Genomic DNA, 20,641 nt, shown 5'->3' on the forward strand with positions numbered 1-20,641 from the left:
CGTCAGCCCGCGATGTGCAACTCACCATCGATCAGGCGCGGGATGCCGAGCGGATTGCCGGCCTGCAGGGCCAGTGGCAGCAGGTCTTCCGGCACATCCTGATAGCAGACCGGGCGAAGGAAACGCTCGATGGCGTTTGCTCCCACCGAGGTGGAGCGGCTGTCCGAGGTGGACGGGAAGGGCCCGCCATGCACCATCGCATGGGACACCTCCACGCCCGTGGGAAAGCCGTTGAACACAAGCCGCCCAGCCTTGCGCTCCAGCACCGGCAACAGTGCCGCTGCGTAGGCATGGTCGCTGGGCGCCGCGTGCATGGTTGCCGTCAACTGCCCTTCGACGTGCTGTGCCACGCGCCGCATGTCATCCAGGTCCCGGCAGCGCACGATGAGAGAGGCCGGGCCGAACAGTTCGGCCTCCAGTGTGGGATCGGACAGGAAAATCTCGGCCTCGACCTGATACAGCGCAGCCCGGGCGGCGCAGCCCCCCGAACTCGACTGCCCCTCTGCCAGCGTGACGACACCGGCGGCCTGCGCCAGCTGCTCGACACCGGCCGCGTAGGCTTGGTGGATGCCGGGCGTCAGCATGGTGGCGGCGGGCTTGGCGTTCAGCGCGGCAGCGGCCTGCGCCAGGAAGGCATCCAGGTCCGGCCCGGCAATGGCGATCAACAGGCCGGGATTGGTGCAGAACTGGCCGGCGCCGAGGGTGAGAGAGTCGACATAGCCCTGCGCCAGCGCAGGTCCCGAGCGAGCGAGCGCGCCGGGCAGCATGAACACGGGGTTGATGCTGCTCATCTCGGCATACACCGGGATGGGCACAGGGCGCTCTGCGGCGGTCCGGACCAGCGCCATCCCGCCGGCCCGCGAACCGGTGAAGCCGACTGCACCGATGCGCGGGTCGCTGACCAGCATCTGGCCAATGGTGCGGCCGGCGCCGATCAGCATCGAGAAGACGCCTTCATGCAAGCCGCATGCAGCCACGGCGCGCTGCACCGCCTTGGCGACCAGTTCCGAGGTGCCCGGGTGGGCCGCATGCGCCTTGACCACGACCGGGCAGCCGGCGGCGAAGGCCGAGGCCGTGTCGCCCCCGGCTACCGAGAACGCCAGCGGGAAATTGCTGGCGCCGAAGACCGCGACAGGTCCGAGGGGGATCTTGCGCAGGCGCAGGTCGGCACGCGGCGGGGTCCGGTCCGGCAGCGCGGAGTCCAGCGTGGCGGCCAACCAGCGCCCCGCACGGACCACTTGCGCGAACAGGCGCAACTGATTGCAGGTGCGTCCACGTTCGCCTTCCAGCCGTGCCCGCGGCAAGCCGGTTTCCTGCATCGCGCGCTCAATCAAGGCTGGGCCGATAGCCATGATCTCGTCCGCGATCCGTTCCAGGAAGGCGGCGCGCTGGGCCAGCGTGGTCTCTCGATAGCTGTCGAACGCTGCCTCCGCCAACGCGCAAGCACGCTCGACATCGTCCGGCCCGCATTGGCCAAAGGGCGGCTCGATCTCCGTCAGCAGCGCCGGATCGACGGCGCGCGCCTGACCGTGGCGGCCGACGACTTTGCCGGCGCCGATGACCATCTCGCCCCTGACCTCCGTGAGACTCATCGTCGATTCCTTGCTGGCGTCCATGTCAGCGCACGTTCTGCTTGGAGATCAGCGCCTGCAGCATGGCCGACTCTTCCTCGGTGAGGTCGGTCAGCGGGCTGCGCACGGGGCCGGCGTCATGGCCGACCAGGCGCGCGCCGGCCTTGACGATGGACACGGCGTAGCCAGGCTTGCGATTGCGGATTTCAAGATAGGGCAGGAAGAAGTCATCCAGCAGTCGATTGGTCGTCGTGCGATCGTCTGCCGCGACCGCGTTGTAGAAGTCCATCGCCAGCTGCGGCATGAAGTTGAAGACGGCCGAGGAATAGACAGGCACGCCCAGCGCCTTATAGGCCGCCGCGTAGACCTCCGCGGTCGGCAGCCCGCCCAGGTAGCTAAAGCGGTCGCCCAGGCGCCGCCAGATCTGGACCATCAGTTCGATGTCGCCCAGGCCATCCTTGAACCCGATCAGGTTGGGGCACCTGTCGGCCAGCGTGGCCAGCGAGTCGGCCGTCAAGCGGCACAGATTGCGGTTGTAGACCACGACGCCGATCTTGACGGAGCGGCAGACGGCGGCCACGTGCTCGATCAGGCCGTCCTGCGAAGCCTCCGTCAGGTAGTGAGGCAGCAGCAGGATGCCCTGCGCGCCCTGGCGCTCCGCCTCTTGGGCGTAGGCGATCGCTCCGCGGGTGGAGCCGCCGGCGCCAGCCAGGATGGGGACCTTGCCACGGCAGGTGTCGACGGCAACCTTGATCACTTGGGAGAACTCGGCCGGCTCCAGCGAGAAGAGCTCGCCGGTGCCCCCCGCCGCGAACAGCGCGCTGGCGCCGTGAGGCGCGAGCCACTCGAGGCGCTTGGCGTAGGTGCTGGGACGGAAGTTGCCTTCGGCGTCAAAGTCCGTGATCGGGAAGGACAGAAGGCCGGATGACAGGATTTGCTTGAGTTCGAGGGGGTGCATGACGGTTCCGGTTGAGAAAGGCCGGAGAAGTGGCCTGTTGCCTGTCATCGTACAACTTAACTCGACAGCAAGCAAGCGCGGTGGCGTGCCTTCCCGCCCGAGTGCGCTCCTTAAGCTTGCGCGAGGCTTGCTTCGAGGGTTTCCTGTGCCTGGCGCAGGCGTTCCCGGCTGTTGCTCAGGTGGGTGCGCATGGCGGCGCGCGACGCCTCCGGATCCTGGCGCTCGATGGCATTGAAGATGTCATCGTGTTCGCGCGCGACGCGCTCGTGGAAGCTGGCGGGGTCGACGTTGGCCAGGTGAACGGTGTTCAGCCGGGCGCGCGGGATGATGGCGTTGCCCAGGTCGCGCAGGATCTCTTCGAAGTAGCGGTTGCCGGTGGCCTGTGCGATCAACTGGTGGAAGCGCACGTCGGCCTCCACGGCCTCCGGGCCGCTCTCACCGTGATGGGCCCGCATCGCATCCAGGGACTGGCGCAGTTCCCGCACCTGTTCCGGCGTGCGGCGCGAGGCCGCCAACCATGCGGCCTCGGTTTCCAGGCTGATGCGCAGCTCAAGCACGGCCAGCACGTCCCGGATGGTCATGACGGTGTTGGCGCCCAGGCTGAGTGTGGTCGCGGGCTCCAGCACGAAGGTGCCGATGCCGTGTCGAGTTTGCACGAGCTTGTTGGCTTGCAGATGGGAGATCGCCTCACGCACCACGGTCCGGCTCACGCCGTGCTTGGCCATGATGAGGGATTCCGACGGCAGCTTTTCCCCGGGCTTGAGCGTGCCGGCCTGGATCTCGCTCGTGATCGCCTCGACCAGCGCTTGGGCCAGGTTGCGAGGACGACGCAGCAGAGGGGGGCTGGAGGCAAGCGTTTCGGACATGGCGCTGGTCGACAGGGGCGTAAGTCCACTATATCAGCACAAAACCCCCTCGTCTGACATCCTACAGAAGACGGACGTCAGGCGCCGGTGCGGTATTGCTGTGCAAGACAGGGCGGCGCGGCGCACGCAAAGAAACCGGGCGCCCCAGCGGTTTCCCGATTGCCGCGCTCGCCGCGCCGCGGCCATGATTACATGACAACTGACAACAGCAATCCGCTTGCAGGTATGTAAACCATCTTGTACGATGACCGACAATTCTTTGCGCGGCATCAGACCGCAACAGGACTGCGTTCGACAGTTTCAAACCAAAAACCGGAGACAACCTCTATGAGTCATAGAAGCCGATTTGCGCTCACCGCCTTTGCGGTCGCGGCGTGTACCCTGGCGGACCAGGCGGTGGCGCAAGCGCCTGTGGCGCCAGCCGCCGCTGCCTCGGCTCCGGCGCTGCAGCGCGTCGAGATCACGGGCTCATCGATCCGCCGGCTGGAGGCCGAGACCGCGCTGCCGGTGACGGTGATGACCGCCGCAGACATGGAGGACCGAGGCTACAGCACGATTGCAGACGCGCTCAACTCGCTGACCGTGGCACAGAACGTGATCCCCGGCGGCAACAGCTCGGGCTCGGTCATGAACATGCGTGGCGTCGGCGTGACTCGCACGCTGACCATCATGAACGGCCAGCGCCTGCCCTACGAGCCGACCATGGCGGCCTTTGTCAACATGGACCTGATCCCGCGCAACGCGATCGAGCGGGTCGAGGTGCTGCGCGACGGCGCCTCTTCGATCTACGGCTCGGACGCCGTCGGCGGTGTAGTCAACTTCATCACCCGCAAGCAGTACAAAGGGACTCAGCTCAAGGCCCAGACGGTGCAGCCGCAGATGAAGGGTGGCGCCCGCGAGGTGCGTCTGAGCCTGCTGACCGGCACCGGCGACCTGGTCGAGGATGGCTGGACCATCTATACCTCGGCGGACTTCCAGCGCCGAACTGCCCTGAAGGCCAGCGACAGGCCTGAGCTCGCGACGCTGTACACGCTGACCGCGCTGGGCATCGCCCCGACGCAATCGCCGGGTGACTACGCGTCGCCGGCGAATATCACCAAGCCGGCCCTGGGCAATCCCTACTACGCCAAGGGCTGCAACCCGCCGTTCTCGCTGCCGGCTCCACAGAACACCTGTGCGTCCAACAACTATCCCAACTACGCGCTGCTGCTGCCCGAGAACGGCCAGGCCTCCAGCTTCACGCGCGGCGCCATCACGCTCGGCCGCAACAACACCCTGTCCTTCGAGGCAGCATTCACGACCGAGTACATCAACCTCAGCAAGTCGACGGCCCTCACCAGCAAGGGCAAGTCCTCCGGTAGCGGTGGCACACCGGTCCTGACCATCACTTCGGCCAGCCCCTACTACCCGGGCGGCAGTGCAGGCGTGCCTGCCATGCCGGGCGTGACCGGCCAGGCCCTGCAACTGGCCTGGCAAGTCGACGAGCTCGGCCCGGCCACGCTGCGCAACCGTCAGAACCTCAAGCGCATCGTGATTACCGACGAGGGCAGCTGGGATGGCTGGGACTACCGTGTCAACCTGCTGCACAGCACAAACGACGAGTACACCGCCTATCTGACCGGCTATATCGACACGCCCAAGTTGTACGCGGGCGTTCTCGACGGCACGCTGAACCCCTTCGGCGCACAGACCGCCGCGGGCCTGGAGTACCTCAAGAGCATCTCGGTCACCGGACAGAAGTCGCGCATCTCCGGCACGCGTTACAGCGCGGCGAACTTCACCATCAACCGCGACCTGATGGAACTTCCTGGCGGCACGATGGCGATGGCGTTTGGCGGCGACATCCACTATGAAACGGCCCGCGACATGGTGCCGGACACCAACGTGAACGTGCCATTCGACGGCCGCACGCCGTATGACCTCGGCTCCTCACGCCGCGTGAAGTCGCTGTTCGCCGAGGTCGACATTCCGGTCACCAAGACCCTCACGCTGGACCTGTCGGTGCGCTCGGACAGATACCACGACGTCGGCAGTACCGTGAACCCGAAGGTCAGCTTCCGCTACCAGCCCGTCAAGAGCCTATTGTTCCGCGGTTCCTACAACACGGGCTTCCATGCGCCCAGCCTGATGGAGCGTTACGGCAGCACCCGGACTGGCATCAGCAACACCAAGGACAACTACGACGACCCGGTGCTGTGCCCGGGTGGCAAACCCGGCACCGCAGGCGGTGGCACGGCACTGCCGGGCTACAGCTCGTTGGTGGTTTGCAATGCCAAGCAGCCGCACATCGTCGGCGCAAATCCCGAGCTGGCACCGGAAACCTCGTCCAGCGTCACCTTTGGTATGGCCGTCGAGCCGATCAAGAATTTCAGCGTCACGCTGGACTTCTGGAAGATTCACGTTAAGGGCACCATCGGTACCTTGTCCGACGGCGTGATCTTCAGCGACCCGACGCGTTACGCGGCCTTCTTCGTCCGCGATGCCGACAAAAACCTGCTGTACGTGAACGCGCAGTCGCACAACCTGGGTGACACCATCACTCGCGGCCAGGACATCGCCGCAAACTGGGTCATCCCGACCGAGGCCCTGGGCAAGTTCACCTTGGGTCTCGACGGCACCTACACCAACTACTACAACTATCAGAACGAACCGGGTGGTGAATGGAACCACAACACCGGCGGCTTTGGCGGCCTGGCCAACGGCGCGGTCTCCGGCGACAAGATCATGAGCTTCCGCTGGCGCCACAGTCTGCGTGCCGGTTGGTCTTACGGTTCCTGGCGCGCCCAGGTCACCCAGGCCTACACCTCGGGCTACCATGACGGCAAGACGGTTCCGCAGATCTACTGGCGCGACATCCACCCCTATTCGGTGGTCAACCTGACCATGGGCTACTCGGGCTTCAAGAACCTGATGCTCAACGCTGGCATGAGCAACGCGTTCAACGTCAAGCCGCCGCTGACCAACACCACGTCCGTCGGCTATCTGCGATCCTACGCCAGCCCGATCGGCCGCAGCTTTTCTCTGACCGCCACCTACAAGTTCGGAGGCTAGAGGTTGACTCGACCGACTCGGAGGTGAAAGTCTCCTGCTCACCTGGCCGCGGGGAAAAGTTAGCTGAACGGCCAGGGTGTCGCGGGCGACTGCGAATCTGAAGGGGAAGGAAGCCGAAGGCAAAGCGCTGGCCTGACGAACAGGAAGCGGATGGAGGCGGCGCAGCGGAACCGCCCGGTGCGGACCCGCATGCCCGGCGGTGTGGGAGGGGCGGAACCGACAGTGGCTCCCTTTCCCGATCAGCGTCGAAACTGAGTTGGTTGTGGGAGAGCGGTGACGGCAGCAAAAGCACGGCGACGGGCGAAACGCCCGCCGCCGTTCAGGACCGCTCAGACCGCGATGCCGTGCGCTTGCAGAAAGGCCTTGCTGATGGCGGCCGACTGCTTGGGATGGCCGCCCTTGTCGGGCACGCGGTCGAGTTCGATGACGGCCCAGCCCTTGAAGCCGACCTTGTCTAGCGCCGCAAAGATGGCGGCGAGGTCGACGCGGCCACGGCCGAGTTCGACAAACTGGAAGGGGTACTTCGCCTTGGGGTCACCGGTCAGGTCGCGCAAGTCCTTCAGGTGCAGGAAGGCCAAACGCTCCTGATAACGATCCACCAGTTGGGCGGGGTCGGCCCCGCCGGCCAGCGCGTGAGCCGTGTCGAGCTCGAACTTGACGTAGCGCGGGTCGCTCGCTGCGAGCACAGCCTCCAGCCCTGCCGGCGACTCGCTCAAGGTATTGAGGTGGTTGTGATAAGCGACCGTGACGCCGAGGGGAGTGCAGGCCTTGCCGATCCGGGTCAGCAAGTCCCCCAGGCGCGCGCAGGCTGGCGCGTCGAATGGGCGGCCGTAGCCCGTCAGTTTGTCGAGCAGCTGCAGATACTGCCCCCCCGCCGCCTGCAGGAAGCGCGCGTTGGCGAGGTGACGCTCGATCTCGTCCGCCGGCTTGGCGTCGATGTCGACCACGCCGCTCGACAGGGCCGTGAATGCCAGCCCCTTCTTCTGCAGCAGTGCGCGCAGTTCGGCCGGCTGGAAGTTCTGGACCACGCTGGCGCGGAATTGCACTCCCTTGTAGCCGAGCTCTGCGATGTCCTCGATGGCCTGGCGCTCATCCTCGCCCCAGGTCATGGCTGTGTAGCCGATGCGCACGTCAGCCAGGGCCGCGTGCGCGCGTGACGGCGACCCGGCTGCGACCAGCAGGCCGATCGCACCCAGGGCATGGCGGCGCGACACGGAAACAGGGTTCATGGCCCGCATCCTCATTCGTAGGCGTTGGGGGGTGGCGGTGCCTTCGACGAGGGCACGGGCTTGCCATCCACGGTATGCGGCTCCATCACTTCGACGCGGCTGCCGTCCGGATCAAAGATGTTGACCTGGCGCTTGCCGTTGCGGCCGACCTGCACCGCCAATGGCTTGGCGTAATCGGAGAATGCCGTGCGCCCTTGCAGCGTGGCGACGACGGCGGCCGCATCGGGCACTTCGAGCGCGACATGATTCTTGGTGCCGTACTGATCCGGCCTGAGTGGTGCGCGATACAGCATCAGCTCGATGTAATCCACGCCGTCGGGCACGCGCAGATTGATCCAGCTCAGCTCATCGGGGTTGGAGCCGCCGCGCCAGGTTTCCTGGAAGCCGAGGATGCGGCCGTAGAAGTCCATGGACTTCTTGCTGTTGCCCACCGTGAAGCCGACGTGATAGATCTGCGACGACACGCGGCTGGGCGGCGCGAACTTGCCGGCCGCCTTGGCCTCAACACCATCCGGCAGGGTCTGCACGAACTCCACCAGCATCCCGTCCGGATCCTTGACCATGAACGCATAGTCACCGGCCCTGGTCTTGCTGCCGGTGCTGTCGGCCACCGGAACGTCTTGCGAGCGCAGGTAGGCGCGCATGCCTTCGATGTCATCGGTGGAGAAGCAGACATGCGCCAGCATGTTCGGCGTACGCGGCGAAGGCTCGTTGAACAGCTCGACATGCTGTCGGTCGTTCACCTTGAAGAAGGCGATGCGAGTCCCGCTGCCGTCCTTCTTGGGCAGGCTGAAGTACTGCTCGAAGCCCAGTTGGTCGCGCCAGAAATGCTGCGCCTTTGCCAGGTCGGAGACGTGGAAGGCCACATGTGAGATGCCGGTGATCTTCGGTCGCCGCGGTGCAGCGTCACCGCTCTGGGCACAAGCGGGTAGGGAGACGACCAGCGCGCCGCATGCGAGCGTCAGCTGGGCCAACAGCTTGGAAAGCAGTTTCATGATTTGTGTGACCTCAAGAAAAAAGGACGGCTGTCGGCCGTCCTCGTGAATCAATCAGGGTTTGGCGGGGCGCGGAGGTAGCCCGATATTTCCCATCCCGGCGTGGGTCAGCGTTTCCCAGTTCATCATGTGATTGACGCCGGTGGGACGCGATCCTTGCAGCACCTTGCCCATCAGAGGCAACGGCAGGCCCAGGCGATCGTGGTAATGGTTGTAGGCCATTTCCCAAGTCGGGTGCAGATTGAATTCCAGATGCTCCGGGGGCGGCGTGTTGTTCGGCGGCAGGTACTGGGCATTGAACTCCAACGCGGCGACAAGGCGCTTGGCCTGCTCGCCATAGAGATCGACGCCTTGCTGGAGGGCCGTCTCTGCCGCACCGGCCATCGCCGCCAGTGCCAGAGCCGCATGGCCGGAATCGCGGGCCGTCTCCTGCTGCAGGCCGTCCACCAGCTTCGGGATGAAGCCCTTGTTGCCCCAGATGGCCGGGCCCCACCTTGGCGGCTGCAGCGGGGCCGCGCCGTCGCTTGTCAGATAGATCGTCGCCGGGGTGCGCCCGCGCCACATGTCCAGGCCCGCGTTGAAGGTCGCGCGGTCGTCGTTGAAGACGCCGATGTTGATCAAGGCCTCGCTCTGCGCCAGTTCCTTGTTGCCGTTCTCGCCACTGCCTTGCAACAGGATGGGAACGTACTGCGTCCTCAGCAGTGCCTGGAACTTGCCCACCTCGGCCGCCGACCAGCCGGGGTAGGACGCGCGGATGATCTCGGCGGCCCGTGGCCAGACTGCGCCGGTCCAAGCCGCCTGCACCGGACCGTTGGCGTTGGTGTGGCCGCCGGTCAGCGTGTTGGCCCACGCGTTCATGATCTTGATGGCGTTCTCGGCATAGGCCTTGTTGCCGGTGACGTACCACAGCAGCGCCTGCGCATAGGCGGCTTCGCTGTCCGCCTGCTCGGCCTTGCAGCCGATGTCCGGCTTCGAATACGGGCCACATTCGACGGTGGGCACGGGGCTCGGCGCGTAGTCGAGCGCACCCAGCCGGTGTGCCCGCAGCGCAGCGAACGCCGTCTTCTGGGGCTCGATGCCGGCTGCGACGCGGCGCTTGATTTCATCGAGCTGCCCGCGGTTGACGATGACGCCCGGGTGCACGAAGGGGCCGCTGGTGTTGGCGGGCGCCACCTCGACGACCTTGCCGCCGGGGATCAGGCCCTGGGGTGCCTTGGATTCCTTGCCTCCCTTCGCCCCGCCCTTGCGAGCCGGCTTGTCAGACTTTTCGGTCTTCCCGGCCTCGTCGGCCTTCTCGGCCGGTGCCGCCTGCTCAGCCTTGTCGTCGTCCTTCTGCTTCTTGCCCTTCTTCTTGGGCTCCTGGAAGGCCTCCGCCCCTTGGCCGGTGCCGGGCATCTCCTTTTCTTCCACCCAGACGTTGCGGAACTGGACGGGCATGCCATGCTCCTGCAGGTACAGCGGCCCCTTAGGCGCCTCGCCCAGCCGCTCGGCGGCGCCCTTGATCGGCCGCACGACCTGGCGGTCATAGAGCTTGACGCCGTTCAGATACAGAGTGACCCAGGCATCTTCTATCTTCTGGCCAGCGGCATTGAAGCGCGGGGCATGGAAGTCGATGTCGTAGGTGTTCCATTCGAGAACCGGACGCGTCGGGCGCACGCGCGGCAGCGTTTCGGGTGGCGTGCAATTGCCGAGATTGCCGTTCAGGCTGCCTTCGAGCTTGCCGTAGGTCTCGTTGATGTCCGCCTCGTAGCGCGCCTGGATGAACACACCGCTGTTGCTGGGTGCGCCCAGGGTGCGGAACTCCACGTGGATGCGCGCGTCGCCGAACTGCTTGCGCGAGATCAGCCCACCGCCCGAGCCGGGAATGACTTCCAGGGCGCCATCGACGATCTTGGCGTTCGCGGGGCCGGGCGCCTCTTTCAGCCAATCCTTGCCATCCTTGGTCGCGAGGGCGTCCAGGTTGCGGCCATCGAAGAGGATCACGGCGCCCGGCGGCGGCTTGGCCCCCATGGTCGGCGACACGCGTGTCACATGCTGCAGTTCGGCCTGTTGGTTCGGCCCTTTCAGCGTCAGCTTGCCGTTGGCGATCACGCCGCTCCAGCCGTCGCCGTTGAGGGACAGGGTCTGGTCGGACCGGGTGCCGAGCAGCGCCACAACCGCCTTGGCGTCCGGCTGGTCGAAAGCGGTCAGGATGTTGGCGCGGTACTTGCCGCCGTCTGTGGGGTAAACCTGGGCCACCAGCCCGCCGCTGCCTTGGTAGTCGCCCCGGAAGGGGTCGGCCTGGGCACGGACGAAACGCGAGTCGATGGGCTCCTCGACCGCGGCGATGACGCCGCAGGCCGCGACCAGCGCAGCGCACAGCACGAGGGCCCGCGAGACCCTTGAGGACTTCAGTTGCACGAAAGCTCCTTGAGAATTTGAAATCGTGGTCGACACGCCACCGCGGGCTCATCCGGCCCGCGACGGCAATAGGGCGTCAGGCGGTCTGGCGCGCCAGCTCGGCACGCAGTTCCTGCAGGAAGGCAGGCACCAGCTTGAGTGGTTCGTACGGTTCAGAGCCGCCGCGCTGCGACAAGGTCTCGATCGGCAGATAGCCCCGGTAGCCGGAGTCGAGCACGATCTTCATCAGGCGCTTGATGTCGATGGGGTGGGTCTTCTCGTTCTCCACGCCGTTCGGGCTCTGCTTGATCTGCCAGTTGACGGCATAGGGTGCGGCCTTGACCATTTCGGCGTACGGATCCGGTGCGCGGTAGTAGCCGGTGTCGACGATGGCGCCACACCAGGGCGAGTCGACCCGCTTGATCAGGCTGATCTGGTCGTCCGCGGTCTTCAGGAAATCGCCATGGTTCTGGACGCCGATGAAGACGCCGAACTTGGCCGCGTGATTGGCGCACTCGCGGATGTCGTTGGCGATCCATTCCTCGACCTGGTCGCGCGTGGCGCCCTTGGACACGGACTGCCAAGTCTCAGCTCGCATCTGCGTGTCCGCGAACACGCGCAGCACCGGTGCGCCCAGCTTGTGCGCGACTTCGACCCAGGCCTTGATGCGCTGCACGTCGCGGGCCCGGCCCGCCTTGTCGGCGGTAGTGAAATTGTTGCCGACGCCGGTGCCGCTGATGCCCAGGCCCAGATTGAAGGCGTGACGCTTCAGTTCGTAGATGTATTGGTCCGTGGGGACGCCGACGCCATCCTTCTCATAGCCAGGGAAGTAGTAGCCGGTGGCGTCGAAGGCGTCGAAGTTCACCTTGGCGCAGAAGTCGGCGAGATCGAATAGCGAGAAGCTGCCCTTGCCCTTGGCCTGTCCACCCAGCATTCGGGCGAACGAGTAGGCATTGCAGGAGAACTTGATGGAGGGACCGCCCACCCGTTTGACGGGTGTGATGGCCGCCGCCGCGGTCTGTGAGGCCAGCAGACTGCCTAGCCCGACGCTGGCGGCCAGCGAGCCCAGCGGCGTGAGGGTCGCCGTTTTCAGCAGGTTGCGACGAGATGCTTCGAACATGTCAGGTCTCCTATGGGTTTGATTGTTGTCGGTCATCGTACAAATAAGCAAATGGGCACGCAAGCCGGGGGGCGGGCTGATTACGCATCTTTACGGCCACTTCTCAGTGACGGGTGTGTCGGCTTGCGTGGGCAATGCCCTTCTTATATGATGACATACAACTATAGCGACATCGCGCTCGATCATGGGTCATCTCTCTTCTCTGCCGCCTCTGCGCTTCGGTGTGGTCGGCATCGATCATCGACACAGCTATGACCAAGTGCGTGGCCTGCTCGATACCGGCGCCGAGTGCGTCGGCTATTGGACGGCGCCAGGTGCGGTCACCGAATCCGGCTTCCAGGAGCGCTTCCCTGGCATTCCCAAGGTGGCCGATCGGCGACAGTTGCTGGAAGATCCCAGCATCGGCCTGATCACCTGCGCCGCGATCCCCCGGGATCGCGCCGAGCACGCGCTCGAGGCCATGCGCCATGGCAAGGACTTCATGGCCGACAAGCCCGGCGTGATCTCGCTGGCGCAGCTCGACCAGGTGCGTGCCGTCCAGCGCGAGACCGGCCGTATCTTCTCTGTCAACTTCACCGAGCGTTTTGAGGTGCGCGCCGTGACTAAGGCCACGGAGCTGGTTCGCGCGGGCGCGATCGGGCGTGTGCTGCAAACGGTCGGCCTCGGGCCGCACCGCCTCAACCGCCACCTGCGTCCTGCCTGGTTCTTCGACTCCGCAGCCTACGGCGGCATCCTGACCGACATTGCGTCCCATCAGATTGATCAGTTCCTGCACTTCACCGGCGCCAACGATGCCAAGATCGAGATGGCCCGCTGCGGCAACATCGGCCATCCCGAAGATCCCGGCCTGCAGGACTTCGGCGAGATCGTCCTGTCCCACGGCAGCGCCAGCGGCTACATCAGGGTCGACTGGTTCACGCCCGACGGCCTGGCGACCTGGGGCGATGGACGGCTGACCATCCTCGGCAGGGATGGCTACATCGAGCTGCGCAAGTACATCGACATTGCCGGGCGCCCGGCAAAGGATCACCTGTTCCTGGTGAACCAAGAGGGCACGCAGTACATCGACTGCTCGCAGGAGCCGCTGCCCTACTACGGCGCCCTGAGGCACGACATCGCGGCCCGTACCGAAACCGCGATGCGCCAGGAGCATTGCTTCAAGGTCTGCGAGCTGGCGTTGCTGGCGCAGGCCACTGCCCAACGCATCGATCACAACGGCGCCCAGCAATGAGCAACGCAGCCCCCATCGGCTTCGGCATCGTCGGAGTCGGCATGATCGCCGCCTACCACGCCCGCGCCATTCGCGCAGCTTCCGAAGCGCATCACCTGCATCTTGCCGGCGTCACCGGACTGGACGCCGAAAGCGTGCGGTCTTTTGCGGCCAAGCACGACGTGCCCTTCCACGCCACCGACATCGATGCCCTGTTGGCACGGCCCGATGTCCAGGTGGTGTGCATCGCCACGCCGAGCGGCGCCCACCTCGAGCCCGCCCTGAAGGCGATAGCGGCGGGCAAGCACGTGATCATCGAAAAGCCGATCGAGATCACGGTGCAACGTGCAGACGAACTGATCGCAGCCGCACGTGCGCGCGGTGTCCAGCTCTCGGCGATCTTTCAGGCTCGCTACGGTGCCGGTGCGCGCCTGGTTAAGCAGACCCTCGACAGCGGCCGGCTGGGCCGATTGAGCCTGGCCAGCGCCTATGTCAAATGGCATCGCAAGCCCGAGTACTACCGTGGCTGGAAAGGCACGCTGGCGCTGGACGGCGGCGGTGCGGTCATGAACCAGGCCATTCACGCGGTCAATCTGCTCCACTGGTTCGCGGGCATGCCCACCGAGGTCCATGGCCGCACGACACGTGTCGTGCACCAAGGCATCGAGGCCGAGGACACCGCATGCGCGAGCTTCCGCTTCCCTTCGGGCGCGCTCGGCGTGCTGGAGGCCACCACGGCCGCCTTTCCGGGCTGGGAGCGGCGCATCGAGCTTTGTGGCGAGTTCGGCTCGATCGCCTTAGAGGACGACCGCATCGTGCGTTGGGACTTCGCCAACGAGCAGCCCGATGACGAGGCGATTCGCGCCCGAGCAGCACAGCAGCAAGCCGCCTCGGGGGCAGGAGCTCCCGACCAGATCAACTTCGACGGCCACCAGCGCCAGATCGTCGAGATGGCGGACGCCATCCGCAGCGGCGTGCCCTTGCCCACACCCGTTGAAGAAGCGCGCAACACCGTGGCCCTGGTGTGCGCGCTGTACGAGTCGGCGCGAACCGGGCTGCCGGTCCAGCTGTCCGGCCGATAAGTGCATACCCATAACGACACGGAGACAAACGCATGGCATCTGAGAACGCAATACCGCAGGGCCGCATGGCCGAAGCCCCGTGGTGGAGGTTGCTGGACCGCAACCAATGGCTGATCTTTGCGGTCGCATCGCTGTCCTGGCTGATCGACTGCTTCGATCAGCAGATCTTCAACCTGGCGCGCGACGGCGCCATCGAGCACCTGATCGGCAAGGCGCTGGCGACTGAGTACGCGCCCTACACCACCTCGGTGTTCCTGGTCGGCTGGGCGATCGGCGGCCTGACCCTGGGCGCCCTGGGCGACCGCTTCGGGCGCGTCAAGATGCTGACGGTCGCGATCCTGCTGTATGCGGTCTGCACCGGTCTGTCGGCGTTCTCGACCGGCTTCTGGGACTTCTGCCTGTACCGGCTGCTGACGGGCGTCGGCGTGGGCGGCGTGTTCGGCCTGGCGGTCGCGCTGGTTTCTGACACGGTGCCGGACCGCAGCCGCGCGCCGGCGCTCGGGATGCTGCAGTCGCTGTCCTCGGTCGGCAACATCGCGGCCGGCCTCACCGGGATCGGCATCGGCGCACTCGCGCTGCGTGGCCTGCTGCCGCTGAACCTGCAGACTTGGCAGGTGCTGTTCATGATCGGTGCGCTGCCGGCGCTGTTCCTGGTGCCCGTTTTTCTGCGCATGAAGGAGCCGCAGAAGTGGGTGGATGCCAAGGCGGAGGGCGCGCGTAAGGGTGTCCAGTTCGGCTCCTACCGCAACCTGCTCGGTCATCCGACCTGGCGCCGCCATGCCTGGCTCGGCCTGGTGCTGTGCAGCGCCGGCATCATCGGCCTCTGGGGCATCGGCAACTTCCACCCGAAGATCATCCGCTCCATCATCGACGCCCACCTCGCAGGCGCCGGGCTGGGCGCCGAGCAGATCGCCAGCGAGAAGTCGTACTGGAGTGGGGTGGGGTTGCTGCTGCAGAACCTCGGCGGCTTCTGCGGCATGCTGGCGCTGGCCAAGTTCGCCCAGTTCGCGGGTCGCAAGAAAGCCTTCGCCCTCGCGCTGTCGCTGTCCTTCCTGAGCACCGTGATGGTGTTCCAGTATCTGCGCGAGATCGATCAGATCTACTGGATGCTGCCGCTGATGGGCTTCGGTCAGTACTCCGTGTTCGCCGTGTATGCCATCTACTTGCCGGAGTTGTTCCCGACCAGCCTGCGCAGCACCGGCACCAGCTTCTGCTACAACTTCGGCCGCCTGGTCGCGGCGACGGCGCCGTTCACGATCGGCCAGGTCACCCGCAGCCTGGGCGGCAATATCGAAGGCTTCCGCACCGCCGGCGTCACCGTCAGCGTCGTGCTGTTGATTGGCCTCGTGGTGCTGCCCTTCCTGCCGGAGACCAAGGACAAGCCGCTACCGAGCGACTGAACCCTTCGAAGCCGAAGAACAGATGGCGGCCCATGGCCGCCATTTTTCGCCGCCATCGTTTGCGCCCGCCTGGCATGGCGTGGATGCTCACGCCACCGGGGCGATCATTGGGAGGCCGCCGCTGCGCTGGCCGCCGGCAGCGGCTTCGGCTGCGTGACCGTGACCTCGCCCTGCCCCTGGCGGACCGACTTGTAGGCCGATCGCTCGATCGTCTCCATCAGTTTGCCCATCAGTTGCTCCTTGGACATCTGCTGGGCCACATCCAAGGCGGCAGACATCGGATCGGCGTACTTGGTGTTGGAGAAAAATCGCTGCCGCTTGACCAACTGCAAGGTCTTGGCGTCATAGCTGAAGCGCTCGAAGTACATGAACGGTGCCACGTAGACCGAGGAATTGCCCCGCTCACCGGTGTTGGGGTTGATCGTGCGGTAGTCGCCGTCAGTGTCGCTGAGCGTGATGGTGTCGCCCATGCCGGAGATTTCCGCGCTCTGGCTGGCCAGTGGCTGGACATAGACACCGACGCCTGACAGCTTCGTGCCCATGCCTGTGACCGGCGCGTAGGTATACGCCGGTACCAGCAGCTCGATCCGATCCCACTCAGCGCGCTCCGGCATACGCCGCAGATGCCCCAGCACCTCGTCCAGCACCAGCGCCTGCCGGTCCGCACCGCGTGTGGACTCCATGCGCTCGGTCAGGGTCGCCGGCATGTTCCAGCGCAGCAGCACGAGGCGGTCCTGCGGCTCCTCCTCTGCCATCGCCTTCTCAAGACCGCGCAGTGCTGCAACGTTGAGGGCTTGCCCCTGCACTTGGAGCACCCTGCGCGTGAAGGGCTCGAGATGGCTGCCGACCTGCTGTCGCTGGCGCACGACCTCTATGCGGTCACCCACAGCGGCCATTAGCGCAACGACCGGTTGCGATGGCGGAGGCGGCTGCTGCGCGTATGTGCTGCTCAGTACGGAGGACAGCAGCAACCCGGTGGCGATCTTCATTGAACTCCTCGTTTGAGGGATGCGCGGTGTCGGTTGCAGGATATTGCAACCCCTACCGGATCAGTTGGTACAACGACACGCGGGCAGAACTGCTTCTGCCCGCGATCGGGAAACATCCAGCGGGAAAATGGGCTGCGCCGCTTTCCCTTTTGCCGTCCTATGCCCTGCTGCTCACTTCACGCAGGTCACGTAGTACAGATTCGTCCCGACGGCCGAGCGTGGCGTGTTTGTACCGAAGTTCACGTTGTAGTAGTTGTTCGTTCCCGAGCCGATGTCCGAGGCCCAGTAGAAGGAGCTGCTGACCGGCCAGCCCACACCCTTCAGAAAGCCGTTGCTGGTGGCGATGGCGGCCTGCGCACTCAGCATCGCCTGAGCCTCGGCAACGCTTGGCAGGCGCCAGCCCGTCGTGCCGTTCACGGTGCCGGCGCAAAGAGCTTCCGCGTCGACGTGCGTGTAGGTCTTGGTGGAATCCGGCGCCGACCAAGTCAGGCCCCCGAACAGCAGATAGCCGACGGGCAGGCTCGTCAGCTGGAATTGACTGCTGACGGTTGCCGCAGCCCCGTCCGTGACCGCCACCGTGTACTTGGCCGATGCCACGACGGGCCCCGTCGTGCCGCTGAGAAAGCCGGTGGCCGCGTCGTAGTTCAGGCCCGTCAGGGACAAGGCCAGCGTCGGGCTGCTCAAGGCGTAGGCATAGGGCGCCGTGCCGCCGGAGGCCATCACCGGAACGACGGAAGTCAGCGCCGCATTTGGGCTGACCGAGACCATCGGTACGACTGCTGTAGCCGCCAACTGGCCGGTTTGCACCGTCAGGCTGAAGCTGGCACTGGCTGTCTTGGCGGCTGCGTCGGTCACCGTCACGGTGTAGGTCCGCGTCGCCGCGTCGGCCGTTGGTGTGCCGCTGACGACGCCGGTGGAGCTGTTCATGACCAGTCCCGCCGGCAGGGCTGGCGAGACGGCATAGGACAGCGGCGTCGTGCCGCCGGAGCCGGCCACCGGTGTGAACGGCGGGACCGGCACGCCCTTGGGCAGCGTCGTGGGGGCAGAAGAATTGACGGAAACGACAAGTGGCGTGACGGGGGCGATCACCGACAACGTGAAGGTGCTGCTGGCGGTGCCCGCCTTCGCATCAGTGACCGTGATGGTGTACGTCGTTTGCGGCGTGCCTTGCAGCGCCGAGCCGCTGATGACTCCCGTGCTGGCATTTAGCGTCAAGCCCGCGGGCAGCGCAGGACTCACCTTGTAGGTGTAGGGCGCGGTGCCGTTGGCGGCCGTGACCGGTGTGAAGGGCGTGACTGCAACGTTGGTCGTGGCGGTGACGGAAGCCACTGCCGTACTGGCCGACACGGCGGGCGTGATGGTCAACGTGAACGTGCTGCTGCCAGACAGCTTCAGCGAATCGGTCACGCTGACCGTGTAAGTGGTCTGCGCCTGCGCCGCGGTAGGTGTCCCGCTGATCGCGCCGGTGCTGCTGGCCATGCTCAGGCCGGCAGGCAGGGCCGGGCTCACGCTGTAGCTGAAGGGTTGCATGCCGCCGACGCTCACCGTGACGGGCGTAAACGGGGCCACAGCCGAGTTCGCCACGACGGTGGCCGAGGTGACAACGGTGGTGGGCACGGGGGGCGGTACGGTCGGGTCTGCGCCGCCACCGCAGCCGCCCAGCGTGGTTGCCACCAAAACCATGGCCAGCAAGCCGCACCGCAGTGTGGATTGCCGGCTGAAGCGCTGATTGCTCATTTGTCTCTTCCTGTTATGTGATTCAAAGGGTGGGGCGCAGCCTTGCTCTAAGCGGCCAGGGCTTCTTTGGATCATATAAAGTAAACAGACATCAGACAACATACGTTATGCCCGATCGGCAGCGGCAGCCTTGCTTCGAAGTTTCAGCGCTGGGTGGTGTCCTTGGCGGACGTCGTACAACGATGGCGCGCCTGAAACGGTCGTGACACCTATTCGCCAGTCGGCTTCTCAAGACGGCCGGACCGGCCTGGTCGGGTCAGACAACGAATGGGTGACTACCCTGCAAAACCGGGCATGCCGTGAAGACGCGCCATGAGTCTGAAACTCGGCGCGTCTTGCGATGCCGCTTTCAGTCGCCCGTCGAGCGCGAGCGTCAGGCAGCAGTGACGCCGTCGATCAGCTGCCTCAGCTTCGGCCGCAGTGCCAACAGCACCACGCCGGTGGCGAGGCTCCCCACCGCCAACTGCGTGAACAGCGTCGCATAGGCCGCATTGGTCGTCAGCGGCGAGCCGTCCACTGGCTGCGCGACGACGCCGGAGAAGTCGCCGGCGAACAGCGAGGCCAGCCCGGTAACCAGCATCCAGCTGCCCATCATGACGCCCTGGTACTGCCTGGGTGCCAGCCGCCCGATCATGGCGTAGCCCACCGGCGAGATCAGCAGCTCGCCGACGCTCTGCAGCACATAGCTCAGGAACAGCCAGGAAAAGTCCGCGCGGCCTGAGGCCGGGTCGGCGAGATGGATGCCCAGCGGCAGTGCGAGAAAGCCCAGGCCCATCAGCACGAGGGATGCCGAGAACTGCATCGGGATGTCCACCGGCCACCCCCTGGCGCGCCAGCGCGCGAACATGGCCGCCAGCCAGGGGCCGCCGATGACGATGCAGACGGTGTTGATGTTCTGCACCCACTGCGGCGCGACGGGCACGCCCCAGACGTTCATCCAGACATTGCCCACCGCATACATCTGCAGGCCGTTGGGCGCCATCTGGTAGAGCGACCAGAACACCAGCGAGCCCAGCATCAGCACGAGGTAGGCCTGCATGCGGCGCTTCTCGGCCGGCACCGGGTGGCGCATCGTCATGACCAGCAGTGCCACGCCGACGGCCGCGCACAGGCCCTTCATGCCGACGGCCGTGTCGCCGGGGTGCCGCAGCAGCCAGGCCAGCAGCGGCACCAGGCCGACGAGCACCGCGATGCCGACGGCGAAGCGGCTCCAGAAGCTGGCGCCACGGCGCTGCGACAGCGGTGTGTCGCGGTCCGCCAGCGTGCGCCAGAACACCAGCGCCAGCATGATGGCCCCGGCGTTGCCAAGCGTCGCGAACCAGAAGATGGCGCTGTAGAGCTCGTCCAGCTGGTAGTGCCCGGCCACGGTGAAGCCGATGAAGAAGCCCACGTTCATGCCGGCGTAGTTCCACAGGAAGGCGGCCTCGCGGCGGTCGTCCTCGGGGGTGAAGCGCTGCGTCAGCATCATGTTCAGGCAGGTCACGTTGAGGCCGCTGCCGGTCAGGAACAGCGCCAGGCCCCAGTACAGCCCGGCGAGGCTGCCGCCGGCAATGGCGCCGCAGCCCAGCACCTGCAGCACCATGCCGCCGACGAAGAGGTTGCGGTTGCTCAGGCAACGGCCGCCCAGGTAGCCACCGAACAGGTGCAGCCCGTAGTTGAACGCGCCGAACACCCCCATGATGGCCGTCGCCTGCTTGGTCGAGAACTGGAGGTGCTTGGTCGCGTACAGGACCAGCGTCGAGTACAGCACCGCGAAGCCGAGGGTGGCGAAGGTCTGGATGAAGAACAGCGCGCCCGTGCCTTCGCGCACCAGGGCCAGCCTGCTTCGGGTGGATGACAATGCGGACTCCTTGGGGTCGCTTGCGGGGAGTCCGCTCACTGTAGCCGAGGGGAAGCGGGTGGCGGGAACATCAGTGCACCGAAGCGAACCGCCGCCCGGCGCGCTGACCCGGCAGATGAAGGCACATCGAGGGGGACGCGCCGGTCGTCGGTCGCGCCGGTCGTCGGTCCGCCTGTCGTTGGTTCCAGTTCAACCGGGGCCGGGAGCGAGATGC

At 65.8% G+C, this 20,641-nt stretch carries 14 protein-coding genes; 4 read left to right on the forward strand and 10 right to left on the reverse strand.

Annotated elements, in window-relative coordinates:
• Nucleotides 1-2: 2 nt before the first annotated feature.
• The 3 genes from JOY88_RS19595 to JOY88_RS19605 all read right to left on the reverse strand — a co-directional run bounded on the left by JOY88_RS19595 (nucleotide 3) and on the right by JOY88_RS19605 (nucleotide 3,395).
• Nucleotides 3-1,616 (reverse strand): aldehyde dehydrogenase (NADP(+)), encoded by a 1,614-nt coding sequence (locus JOY88_RS19595; protein WP_293504323.1) that lies wholly within the window; start codon nucleotides 1,614-1,616, stop codon nucleotides 3-5.
• 1 nt (nucleotide 1,617) lies between these two features.
• A complete protein-coding gene (kdgD, locus tag JOY88_RS19600; RefSeq protein WP_293504324.1) occupies nucleotides 1,618-2,529 on the reverse strand; it encodes a 5-dehydro-4-deoxyglucarate dehydratase in 912 nt (303 codons plus the stop codon).
• Between the two features lie 110 nt (nucleotides 2,530-2,639).
• On the reverse strand, nucleotides 2,640-3,395 hold the full coding sequence (locus tag JOY88_RS19605; RefSeq protein ID WP_293504325.1) for a FadR/GntR family transcriptional regulator: 756 nt from the start codon (nucleotides 3,393-3,395) through the stop codon (nucleotides 2,640-2,642).
• Nucleotides 3,396-3,791: 396 nt separating this feature from the next.
• Here JOY88_RS19605 and JOY88_RS19610 point away from each other — a divergent pair, with 396 nt between their 5' ends.
• The gene (locus JOY88_RS19610; RefSeq protein WP_293504326.1) at nucleotides 3,792-6,446 is read left to right on the forward strand and encodes a TonB-dependent receptor plug domain-containing protein; all 2,655 of its coding nucleotides are present in this window, start codon (nucleotides 3,792-3,794) and stop codon (nucleotides 6,444-6,446) included.
• A 329-nt stretch (nucleotides 6,447-6,775) separates the two neighbouring features.
• On the opposite strand, the gene JOY88_RS19615 is transcribed toward JOY88_RS19610, so the two are convergent.
• The 4 genes from JOY88_RS19615 to JOY88_RS19630 all read right to left on the reverse strand — a co-directional run bounded on the left by JOY88_RS19615 (nucleotide 6,776) and on the right by JOY88_RS19630 (nucleotide 12,169).
• Complete coding sequence (locus JOY88_RS19615) at nucleotides 6,776-7,660, reverse strand: sugar phosphate isomerase/epimerase family protein (protein ID WP_293504327.1); 885 nt, start codon at nucleotides 7,658-7,660, stop codon at nucleotides 6,776-6,778.
• Between the two features lie 26 nt (nucleotides 7,661-7,686).
• Nucleotides 7,687-8,724, reverse strand: coding sequence for a VOC family protein (locus JOY88_RS19620; RefSeq protein ID WP_293504328.1), 1,038 nt, complete (start codon nucleotides 8,722-8,724; stop codon nucleotides 7,687-7,689).
• Entirely contained in the window at nucleotides 8,725-11,070 is a 2,346-nt protein-coding gene (locus tag JOY88_RS19625) for a 3-keto-alpha-glucoside-1,2-lyase-like domain-containing protein (RefSeq protein WP_293504329.1), read from the reverse strand.
• Nucleotides 11,071-11,146: 76 nt separating this feature from the next.
• Nucleotides 11,147-12,169, reverse strand: coding sequence for a sugar phosphate isomerase/epimerase family protein (locus JOY88_RS19630; RefSeq protein WP_293504330.1), 1,023 nt, complete (start codon nucleotides 12,167-12,169; stop codon nucleotides 11,147-11,149).
• Nucleotides 12,170-12,353: 184 nt separating this feature from the next.
• Here JOY88_RS19630 and JOY88_RS19635 point away from each other — a divergent pair, with 184 nt between their 5' ends.
• The 3 genes from JOY88_RS19635 to JOY88_RS19645 are packed head-to-tail and all read left to right on the forward strand — an operon-like array spanning nucleotide 12,354 to nucleotide 15,861.
• Complete coding sequence (locus tag JOY88_RS19635; protein ID WP_293504331.1) at nucleotides 12,354-13,400, forward strand: Gfo/Idh/MocA family protein; 1,047 nt, start codon at nucleotides 12,354-12,356, stop codon at nucleotides 13,398-13,400.
• Nucleotides 13,397-14,461: a Gfo/Idh/MocA family protein gene (locus JOY88_RS19640; protein WP_293504332.1), complete on the forward strand. Its 1,065-nt coding sequence runs from the start codon at nucleotides 13,397-13,399 to the stop codon at nucleotides 14,459-14,461. The genes JOY88_RS19635 and JOY88_RS19640 overlap by 4 nt, the downstream gene beginning before the upstream one ends.
• 32 nt (nucleotides 14,462-14,493) lie before the next feature.
• Complete coding sequence (locus JOY88_RS19645) at nucleotides 14,494-15,861, forward strand: MFS transporter (RefSeq protein WP_293504333.1); 1,368 nt, start codon at nucleotides 14,494-14,496, stop codon at nucleotides 15,859-15,861.
• Between the two features lie 104 nt (nucleotides 15,862-15,965).
• On the opposite strand, the gene JOY88_RS19650 is transcribed toward JOY88_RS19645, so the two are convergent.
• The 3 genes from JOY88_RS19650 to JOY88_RS19660 form a co-directional block, all read right to left on the reverse strand.
• A complete protein-coding gene (locus JOY88_RS19650; RefSeq protein ID WP_293504334.1) occupies nucleotides 15,966-16,850 on the reverse strand; it encodes a hypothetical protein in 885 nt (294 codons plus the stop codon).
• Between the two features lie 171 nt (nucleotides 16,851-17,021).
• Nucleotides 17,022-18,587: a putative Ig domain-containing protein gene (locus JOY88_RS19655; RefSeq protein WP_293504335.1), complete on the reverse strand. Its 1,566-nt coding sequence runs from the start codon at nucleotides 18,585-18,587 to the stop codon at nucleotides 17,022-17,024.
• A gap of 373 nt (nucleotides 18,588-18,960) precedes the next feature.
• Nucleotides 18,961-20,427, reverse strand: a complete 1,467-nt coding sequence (locus JOY88_RS19660; RefSeq protein ID WP_293504336.1) for a peptide MFS transporter — start codon at nucleotides 20,425-20,427, stop codon at nucleotides 18,961-18,963.
• Nucleotides 20,428-20,641 lie beyond the last annotated feature (214 nt).

Origin of the sequence: Roseateles sp. (genome assembly GCF_019237615.1) — a bacterium.
Taxonomy (GTDB): domain Bacteria; phylum Pseudomonadota; class Gammaproteobacteria; order Burkholderiales; family Burkholderiaceae_C; genus Pelomonas.